Origin of the sequence: Alicyclobacillus acidiphilus NBRC 100859, from assembly GCF_001544355.1 — a bacterium.
Taxonomy (GTDB): Bacteria; Bacillota; Bacilli; order Alicyclobacillales; family Alicyclobacillaceae; genus Alicyclobacillus; species Alicyclobacillus acidiphilus.
On record NZ_BCQI01000094.1, the window covers coordinates 1 to 8758 of the forward strand.

10 protein-coding genes and 1 riboswitch are annotated in these 8758 nt (G+C 45.9%); of the genes, 8 read left to right on the forward strand and 2 right to left on the reverse strand.

Annotation, left to right across the window (positions count from 1 at the left end; translation table 11 throughout):
- The 4 genes from AAC01S_RS19800 to AAC01S_RS17370 form a co-directional block, all read left to right on the forward strand.
- Positions 1-247, forward strand: a 247-nt coding sequence (locus AAC01S_RS19800; protein ID WP_217997861.1) for a hypothetical protein, incomplete at its 5' end; no start/stop codon positions are given.
- A 534-nt stretch (positions 248-781) separates the two neighbouring features.
- Positions 782-1831 (forward strand): DUF262 domain-containing protein, encoded by a 1050-nt coding sequence (locus AAC01S_RS17360; protein WP_067625454.1) that lies wholly within the window; start codon positions 782-784, stop codon positions 1829-1831.
- 179 nt (positions 1832-2010) lie between these two features.
- Entirely contained in the window at positions 2011-2643 is a 633-nt protein-coding gene (locus AAC01S_RS17365) for a YdeI/OmpD-associated family protein (RefSeq protein ID WP_083511935.1), read from the forward strand.
- A 143-nt stretch (positions 2644-2786) separates the two neighbouring features.
- A riboswitch (cyclic di-GMP riboswitch) is annotated at positions 2787-2872 on the forward strand.
- Between the two features lie 68 nt (positions 2873-2940).
- Complete coding sequence (locus AAC01S_RS17370; protein WP_067625457.1) at positions 2941-3888, forward strand: GGDEF domain-containing protein; 948 nt, start codon at positions 2941-2943, stop codon at positions 3886-3888.
- A 40-nt stretch (positions 3889-3928) separates the two neighbouring features.
- Here the strand turns inward: AAC01S_RS17370 and AAC01S_RS17375 are convergent, their stop codons facing one another.
- Both AAC01S_RS17375 and AAC01S_RS17380 read right to left on the reverse strand, forming a co-directional pair.
- Positions 3929-4321 carry a hypothetical protein gene (locus AAC01S_RS17375; RefSeq protein WP_067625460.1) on the reverse strand — a complete coding sequence of 131 codons (393 nt, stop codon included), beginning with the start codon at positions 4319-4321 and terminating at the stop codon, positions 3929-3931.
- 166 nt (positions 4322-4487) lie between these two features.
- Complete coding sequence (locus AAC01S_RS17380) at positions 4488-4970, reverse strand: hypothetical protein (protein ID WP_067625462.1); 483 nt, start codon at positions 4968-4970, stop codon at positions 4488-4490.
- A 648-nt stretch (positions 4971-5618) separates the two neighbouring features.
- Here AAC01S_RS17380 and AAC01S_RS19430 point away from each other — a divergent pair.
- From AAC01S_RS19430 to AAC01S_RS17395, 4 genes are all read left to right on the forward strand, one after another.
- Complete coding sequence (locus tag AAC01S_RS19430; RefSeq protein ID WP_169794088.1) at positions 5619-5774, forward strand: hypothetical protein; 156 nt, start codon at positions 5619-5621, stop codon at positions 5772-5774.
- 728 nt (positions 5775-6502) lie between these two features.
- A complete protein-coding gene (locus AAC01S_RS17385) occupies positions 6503-7045 on the forward strand; it encodes a RelB antitoxin-like protein (RefSeq protein ID WP_245630276.1) in 543 nt (180 codons plus the stop codon).
- A gap of 83 nt (positions 7046-7128) precedes the next feature.
- Entirely contained in the window at positions 7129-7341 is a 213-nt protein-coding gene (locus AAC01S_RS17390; protein WP_067625465.1) for a hypothetical protein, read from the forward strand.
- 146 nt (positions 7342-7487) lie between these two features.
- Complete coding sequence (locus tag AAC01S_RS17395; RefSeq protein ID WP_067625468.1) at positions 7488-8150, forward strand: hypothetical protein; 663 nt, start codon at positions 7488-7490, stop codon at positions 8148-8150.
- Positions 8151-8758 lie beyond the last annotated feature (608 nt).

Here is an 8758-nt window from a genome sequence, read left to right on the forward strand (position 1 = left end):
TAAATCATATCCTTCGCTGATTGAGGTAGTCTTTAGGAGTTTCGCCAATCGTGTTGGTCGTCATTGGGATGGGATGCCCATCCTTCATGAAGACTTCTGCATTTTGGTTGCACTACGACCAGACTTCCGCTATCCAGAGAAGTTGAATCGTATCCACAGATTCGCATTTCCCCTGTGCCGCAGGGCATTGTTGAAAACCATCCACACAAGTCCCGCCAGCGATAAAGGTAGCATTTTGCAAAAATAGCCTCGCTGACCTGATGGGGCATCTTTTGAGCGTTTTTTCCGCAGAAAGTTGAAATGCAACTTTAGACTTTGCGACCACACAATGCTGAGATATACGCATTCAGAAAATCAGAGTTCATTATGACGAACCAAAAAGTTGTTCTGGCTGAGAACCTCCACTATATATAAAGCGATTCGAGAACAACTTTTCGGTTCAGCCTTGTCATAATCCATGTCTGATTTAATTCAATCAACAGCCTAAAACAACTTTTGTGTTCAAGTGACATTCAAACGGAGACGGGGTGTTTGTGGCTCAAAGATGTGATTGGGTATTCTCGCTTTCGGTGCCGTGTTTCCAAGAGAGCACCGCTACGACAGAATCGACACAGATAAATTGCCACCCCTTGGTAACTCAATTCACTCTGCCCCTTCATTTTTCCTGGCTTGCTCTTACTTCTCCCTGAATTTACGCTATAATAGCGTGTGAAATGTTAGGTACATAACTATATTGATTTTGAGTTCGTTGCCACAATTGCACAGATGAGGAGCGGGACGAATGAAAACAACCAAAAGCGAACAGACAGTTGAGAGCCTGTTGAGAGGTGGCTCCACCCAGATTTCGACCGACCTTGTGATTCAGCGCAAGGAAGACATTTGGGATCGGAAGCGAAAATCCCTTTTGATTCATTCTCTGCTGATGGGATATCCGATTCCCAGTCTCTTCTTTGCAAAGGAAGGCGACACATTTCATGTTCTCGATGGCAAGCAACGCCTAACCAGCATTCAAGGCTTTGTGGATGATAAATATGCGCTATCCACTTCGATACCCGAAATCGGTGATCTGGCGGGTAAGAAGTTCTCGAAATTAGACAAGGCACAGCAACAAAAAATCTTGGAGTATCGCCTTGACTTGACTGTCGTAGAAGATTTGACCGAAGAAGAGATGGAAGAACTCTTTGTTCGATGGAATAACGGGATGCCCCTCGTGAGGATTGAAACAACCAGGGTTATCTTGGGACAAAGCGTTCATAAGTTCATTCGCGAGATCACAGAGATGCCTTTCTTTAAGGAAAAAGTGAAACTGTCAAATGCAAACAAGCGCAGATGTGTTGACGAGGAATTGGTACTTCAAATTCTCGCACTGGTGAGCAAGCGTGAAACTGGATTTAGTGGAAACGAACTTAAAGAGTTTGCAAAGGAATTGCGGAAAGACGATGTAAAAGAAGAGCTAAGATCGGATATACAGAATGCCTGCCATGATCTCAATAAAGCATTTAATGGGGGAGAGGAGTTCCTCAAAAAACTCCATGTGCCGATGATTTTTAAATTGGTATTGGATATGCATCAGATAAACAGGACTACAAACCGCAGGATTTCCCCCAAAGAATTTGGAGAGTTTGTCGTGAACTTCTGGAACAACCGACCAGAAGAATATAAGAGCGCATCGATGTCTGGAAGTGCGAGGAAGGAAAATGTCCAAAAACGCCTATCAATCATGACACAAGCGTTTGAGAAACACTTCGGGGTGAAAGTTGAACGTGATGTGCCGACGGCAGATGACGAGGTAGCGGCGAGCGTGGAGACGGTGGAAGAGCAGGGTGAATAAACGGAGAAGGTAAGAAACGGTTCACGGGACGAGGGGAATGATAGTGACTCCCCTCGTTTGTGTTTGGTATACAGTCACCTCCGCAATGCTCGTATAAGCAGATTTGACGCCGTTGCTCGATGGTAACGGGTAGGTTGAACCAGTATGGTTTGGTGAGGATGTAAAAGAGGGAAGATTTCATGGAACACAAAACGACGAATCCTAAAGTGGATGCCTATCTCACTCAGGGTTGCATGCGGTGCGAACTGGGAGGTACTCCTAACTGCAAAGTTCATCATTGGGAAGACGAATTGAAGACATTGAGAGCGATACTCCTTGACTGTGGGCTGACGGAGGAATTGAAGTGGTCTCAGCCTTGTTACACATACCAGAAAAGAAACGTCGTGATGATGAGTGCATTTAAAGAATACTGTTCGCTTAACTTTCTGAAAGGTTCCTTGTTAAAGGATGCCTACGGTATCCTAATTAAACCTGGAGAGAATACACAGGTGGGTCGTCAGATTCGCTTCACCAATGTTCAAGATATCGTGAAGATGGAACCCATCTTGAAAGAGTATATAAGAGAAGCCATTGAAGTCGAGAAATCTGGGGAGAAACCGAATATAAAAAAGAACCCAGAGCCAATGCCAGAAGAATTTCAAAAGAAATTGGATGAAATGCCTGACTTGAAAACCGCTTTTGAGGCATTGACACCAGGACGGCAAAGAGCATACAATTTGTATTTTTCAGCACCCAAGCAATCCAAAACTCGTGAGTCACGAATAGAAAAATGTATGCAGAGAATTCTTGAGGGAAAGGGGCTGAATGATTAGCGTAGCAGGTTTTCATATCCAACAGATACCGCGCTGGATAATGTCCATCTTACGCTATACCGTTTCTTTACTAATTCTCACTCCATCCCTTGTATCCTTTTTAGCACTTGTTTCCTGACTCTTATGAAGGTAAAATCGTCAATAGTGGAAAAAGGTAAACCGTTCCTAAAGGACGGGGCACAAAGCCGTGGGGCTACAGCGTTTACGCCATGCTTGCCAGGTTGCCGCTAAATCGGATACACATGCGGCACACCCAGGTTTAAACGGGTGTGTTTTTGTGTGTTAGGAGCGGTCAATATGCATTCATTGAAGACCCTCATCGAACAATCACGGGACTGGGCATCATTGGAGCGGGGTAGGGATTTATTTTCCAAGGTGGCTGATGTGTTACAGCACACGTTTGGTATCGAATCGGGGATGTTTGTATATCGAAAACCATTTGTTCATGGTGTCATGAATGCGCCAGTTCGCGTGTACGAGCCATGGGGAATAGGATACTCTGAAACTGAGTTAACCCGCTTTATCGATGATGGTGCATGGTTTTCTGGTGAAGATTACTTTGTCAGTGAGTCGTGGCTCCCTGCCGAAGAAGCTCCACCAGTCTGGAAACAAGTCTGGCTTGATGCTGGTGTTCAATATGTTGGAGCGTGGAAGCTTGTAGTGAAAGGAAGTTGTGTCGGCGCAATGGTTCTGGGGCGCAGGACTGTGCCTGATGAGATGGATGCCGATATGATGGCGGCTTGTGCCATCCACGTCTCCCTCGTTCTTGAAATGCTGGTAACCCGACGTATTGCAGAGCATGCAAGTTGCCACGATCCGTTGACAGATATTTTGAATCGCAGGGGATTTGAACAGGAATTTGGTCGCATGCAGAGGCAAGACGAAGGCTCCTTGATTCTTGGCATGCTCGACCTGAATGAGTTTAAAGGCATCAATGATAACCTGGGTCATCTTGAAGGGGACTCCATCCTCATGGATGTGGCTCAAACACTTCGCAAGAATATCGGAAAGCAGGGAATCGCCGCACGTTTCGGTGGCGATGAATTTGTGTTTCTGGTGAAAACGGAAAGTGAGAATATCGAAGCCATCACCAAGCGTGTGATGGACTGGTTTTCCGACAAAGAGTATAGCGTCAGCGTCGGATGTGCGACGTTAGGGCAGGATGGAGTCGATTGGATTTCTTGTCTTGGCGTTGCTGACCAGCGACTTTATGAGCGAAAGTCACGGAGAGTCGTTCTGGAGTAAGATTGGTTGGGCGGAGGGAATTATGGACAAGCCCCTGCAATTACGGCATAATCCCAGTCGCTTCAATGAAGCCTTTAATTGTCTTCTCAAACTTGAATATCTCCAGGATTCCAAAATTACGTTGAGAGATATTGATACCGTACTCAGGCTTGCTGGTTTGTCCAGGTTTGTCATAATTCCTGTCCACAAAAACCTCGTTTGGAGCCTCCCATACTTGCGACGGGATTAAGAAGATGTCGGGGAGTTTGCTATTCTCAAAGACCAGCAGTGTCAGGTACAAGTTCTTGTTGCTGATGTCAAACTTGTTCTTCGGCATAAACACATACCCTTTTCCCCGAACAGACTTCACCTGAACTTCGCAGAACCGCCCGCGCTTATCTTTCACAACAAAATTGATACCGTGATCATCGACCTCGGTGACGTAAACCTCCATCCCATATGACGCAAATTCATTTTGGCGAAGTATTCAGCGTACCTGCCCAATTGGAGAGGGGACAGGTCATTCCAGTTCATGTTTGGCATGAGGCACCTCGTTTGCAGAATTATTGCTTTTGGATGAAAATGGACGGTGTGTCGCGTCAATACGTCCCACTCGGCAGTTATGATATTGGGATAGGACGATTCGTGATTGTCTCGACGCGGTTGGCATCCAAGTCAAAGATGAACGCGATGTCGAACTCGCCATCATTAAAGATATGAGTGGATGCTTCTATTAAAATCATGGTTTTGCCATCCCGATATTGTACTCGTTCTGCCAAGTCTTCTTCGACTTTATGCGGATAATTTTTGTTCAAGAATTTCAAAATCTCTCTTTGGTTTTCTGCGTAACCTTCAATACCGCGTTTAAACAAATTGATGAGGTGTATCGCATCTCCAACTCGGATTTCTCCAGTAAAAGGTGTCCACTCTATATGATCATAGATTTCTCTTGCAAAATGAACATCCACTTTTTCGACCATCTCTAAGACTTTCGCTCTACGTTCTGGAAATTCGTGTTCGTATGGTTTCCAAGTAGAACCTATTACCTTTTCATCATGCCGAAATCCAACGAAAATCGAAAGCAATTTACTCAGTTCAATCATCCTCCTTTGTGGTTTGATACCAATCTATCACGGAGTCAAGATTTGGTCAGCCATTTTTGTGTCGAACCATGTTTGAGGGTGTGAGGGGGTTGAGTTGGATAGGGTTGAAGAAATGTATACATAAATGTTTAAGTTTATGGATACGTTTATGGTTCCATTTCAATAATCACTTTCGGTTCAGTTTATTGAACCTGATACGTATTTCGTCCCATGAAATCTTCCACCCGAATCCCTTGACTAATCCGATTGATCCAACACCACCCATATGCTAATATTCAGTTGCAAAGCTCCTCCCCGCGCGTCACGGAGAGACTAAATAGAGAATATGTCGCACAGGTAATGAGTGATGGGACAAGATGGAAGTGAAAAGGGGATTCTAACCCTAAGCCCGTTTTACTGTCCCTGCCTCAAAAAGTCGTGTGACTCACCACCGTTAAGCGTGAGAACCCAGGTTGAATCATCTGGAAGTGATAAAGCGGAGACCCCCTGCCGTTGTGAAGTGGGGCTGAAAAAAGATTTGTCCGAGGGTGGCGAGATGCCGCCTTTTCGTCGTTTCGGGGCTAAGGTTACGCAGGGCTGAGGGAACCCCTATACCGTAGTCCTACCAGCTTTGACACAGCATATGGCGCAAAAAGGAGGGTGAACAGATTGGAGGTCGTAAAGCTCCTTACTGTCGAAGAATTGAGTGGATACTTTGATAAGCCTGAAGATAATGGGGACTTCGTTTTGGACTTGAAAGCGGAAAGCGAAGAACGGACGGAAGAACTTGTGAGGAAACACTGGATGATGAAAGAGCAGGGCTAAAGGTTAACAGACAGGGCATGAGGTTGAAACGGCACAGAACCCCTTTCCGACATCCGCCTTTGCTGTGGACAACAAAAAATTTTCAGGATTGATGGAACCAATCCGTCGGATATCATCAAAGTCTCTTGATGCTTGGAACATAACCACATTACTTAATCCCGTATGATATGCTAAAACGAAAAGCTGTATCACGGTCAACTGACTCAAAAATGCTACGACGACGCCCATTGGGGATAGATGAGTGGAGGATAGCATGGACAGACATTGTGGGGCTTGCGGTGAATCGCTTGTCAAGGTGTGGGTGAATTCTGGTTCAGGAACGATCATTTTGGAGGAATCGAAGAAGGGTGGACCTTTTACTAACAGAAAGTCTTCTGCTGTTGATGCTTACCTTTGTCCGAGGTGCGGACGTGTTGAACTTTTTGCACAAAATCCAAAGGTTTTTATGGATGCAAACCATCACGATGGACAGGCTTGAACGATTGAGTAAATAGTGAACTGAATTCCACAGAAGCGCATTGGACAAACCGCAAGCGCGTTAAGGGCGCGGCATGACCCATGTGACCCTTGCGTTTGCAGGTAGTGATCCAGCTTTAATGCGGACACGCTGGGCGGACCGACATCAGGCGTTTTATCGGTTCGCGATGATACTAAAGTTCCCAGGCGAATGAGCAAGTCCGAAGGGATTGGGGGAGAAGGCTATGCTACTGCGAGGCGTAGTGAGTACAATGAACGTTGTGTCGAATTTTGACGAGTTTTTCGGCGCGACAGTTAGCGGTCAACCGCAGGTGGTGAAACAGGATGGAGATGTCATCGTCGCCATATCCCTGGGGCAGATGCTGGGGTTACTCACCACCTATCCCCTGAAATACGAATATGAAGTCGATGAAGATGGACGTTTCGCAGGTTCGATTCGAGAAATCGAGTTCATTGTGGCGGATGGAGCGACAGTGGAAGAACTTCGACTCAATCTGGCGAATCAACTGATTGAATATGCGAACGACTACATGAGCGATTTCCCTCGGTATTTTAACGCACCTAATACTCGACCCCATTTCCCATATGCGCTCCGTGTTTTGCTCGAAGACGACATCGAGGCTGTTGCCTCCACGTTACGTAGTGTTGCTGATGATGTCGGGGAAACAGGGAGTGGTGGGAATAGTTCACTCGGATGTGTGATGGATTACATCGAGAAGAACAAGGCGCGCCACTTCGGAAAAGTTATCGAGGGCAACCACGCGATCTTAAAAGCACAGAAGGACAAAAACTGAGTCGGTTCAAAAAAGGAAGGGGTTTGACGACTTCGTCAGGTGACAGACGGTTATCGCGACGCACACGGAAGGAGGGGGATAACGTGGGGAATTTTGAACAGATCATATTTATCAGTTTGGTATATTTGCCTTATGTATTGGCTCTTGTGGGAATCATTTCTTTAATCGTAGGTTTCTATTTCAAAAAGCGTAAGAGAAGTGGAAAAATGTATTTTCTTACTTCGATAGTACTAATGCCAATCGCCTTATTTACATTTTTGGTTCCAGGATTCCTTGTGCTACTCGTGCCGCATTGACAGTAGTCAACCTGTGTGCTGTTCAACTAACGGGTGGGAATGCTCAAGAAGCTTGGTGCGTCTAAACTGTAAGCACGGTATATTGGAACGCCGAGTTTTTAACGTTTATAAGATGCGAAAAACATCATACGGGGTGAGTGCTATACATGGATGACGGTATCACCAAGTCTGACAAGGGAATCGCATACGTATCGCATTCGTGGTATGACCGTTTTGCACGGGAGTTTGAAGAGCGGCTATATGACGGTTGCAGTGTGACATTCACAGTTCCTTATCAGATTAGCACCACATTGGCTCGTGATGTACTGAAGCGGCTGGAAGCGCGAGGGTGTTACACGGCTGAGATAGACCTGTCTAACGTTTTTACGATTGAGGAATTGACGCTTCGATTGTTACATACCGTTCTTCAATTACGTATTGGCATTAACCCCCTACCGAACTCCTCCCTTAACGACTTCATTGAGTCCCTGGATCCACCTTGCATTCGTGCCAAAATCCAAGACGCTGTGGACATATCATATCTGCAGAGAGTTAAGGGAAGCCCTCTTGAACTCCTGGACGAAAGTGTAAGCCTCCTGCAACGCATCCCTGAACAAGCGGACACGCGGCTGGTTGTATGGTTTCACGAGTTTCAGATGATTCACAAGATTGACGACCTCTTGCTGAAGCGACTCCGCGCTCATTTTCAATATCAGTCACATGTAACCTATGCGTTTGTCGGAAGCAATTCTAATCTGATGCGAATCCTTTTTGCCGATCAAAATGAGGCGTTTTATAGGTTTGCTGTGATGTTGCAGTACCCAGGATGATTAGGGTGATGAAAGGGAGCAGGTAGTAGAACTTTTGTAAACGGTGTTTGCATAGCAACACGACACATAGTGCAACTTGAAATTTGGTAGAGTGTAGCTCATCGTTGTCGCGTGAATTCCACATTTCGTTACCTTTGCAATGGTCGGATTGATTTGGGACTGACTTTTACTCTTTCTTGAACACCTTGGAGCATCGTCGCCATCCGCCGACCGCACCCACACGACGATTACGCGCGCAACAGCCACTCGCCAATATCTCAAGACACATCGCATCCACAGGACGGGGGAGATGAGTACTTCTCATCCAGGTTTGGGAGGGGTATGGGGGTGTTTGTTGACCTATAGGAAAAAACGTGAAAGAGATAAAAGCAAACTGCAAAAATAGCAAGGAACTTGAGATAACCCCTCCATACACCTCCCACTTTCTGAATACAAGCGTCTTTCTCCCCGTGGATGTTGTAGTGGCGGTTGTGGAGCGGGCGAAGGCGGGAAGTTACGGAGCAGAAGTTCACAACACAATGATAGCGGCTGTATGTTCTACGTAGGATCTATTCGAGGGGGTATCCAACGTAGGATTGATGCGCCCTCAGACCCGAAGCCCATGTACC

Excerpts from the sequence above, each read along its gene's own strand:
- AAC01S_RS17360 (WP_067625454.1), top strand. The coding sequence starts at position 782 with ATGAAAACAACCAAAAGCGAACAGACAGTTGAGAGCCTGTTGAGAGGT.
- AAC01S_RS17365 (WP_083511935.1), top strand. The coding sequence starts at position 2,011 with ATGGAACACAAAACGACGAATCCTAAAGTGGATGCCTATCTCACTCAG.
- AAC01S_RS17370 (WP_067625457.1), top strand. The coding sequence starts at position 2,941 with ATGCATTCATTGAAGACCCTCATCGAACAATCACGGGACTGGGCATCA.
- AAC01S_RS17375 (WP_067625460.1), bottom strand. The coding sequence starts at position 4,321 with ATGGAGGTTTACGTCACCGAGGTCGATGATCACGGTATCAATTTTGTT.
- AAC01S_RS17380 (WP_067625462.1), bottom strand. The coding sequence starts at position 4,970 with ATGATTGAACTGAGTAAATTGCTTTCGATTTTCGTTGGATTTCGGCAT.
- AAC01S_RS17385 (WP_245630276.1), top strand. The coding sequence starts at position 6,503 with ATGAACGTTGTGTCGAATTTTGACGAGTTTTTCGGCGCGACAGTTAGC.
- AAC01S_RS17395 (WP_067625468.1), top strand. The coding sequence starts at position 7,488 with ATGGATGACGGTATCACCAAGTCTGACAAGGGAATCGCATACGTATCG.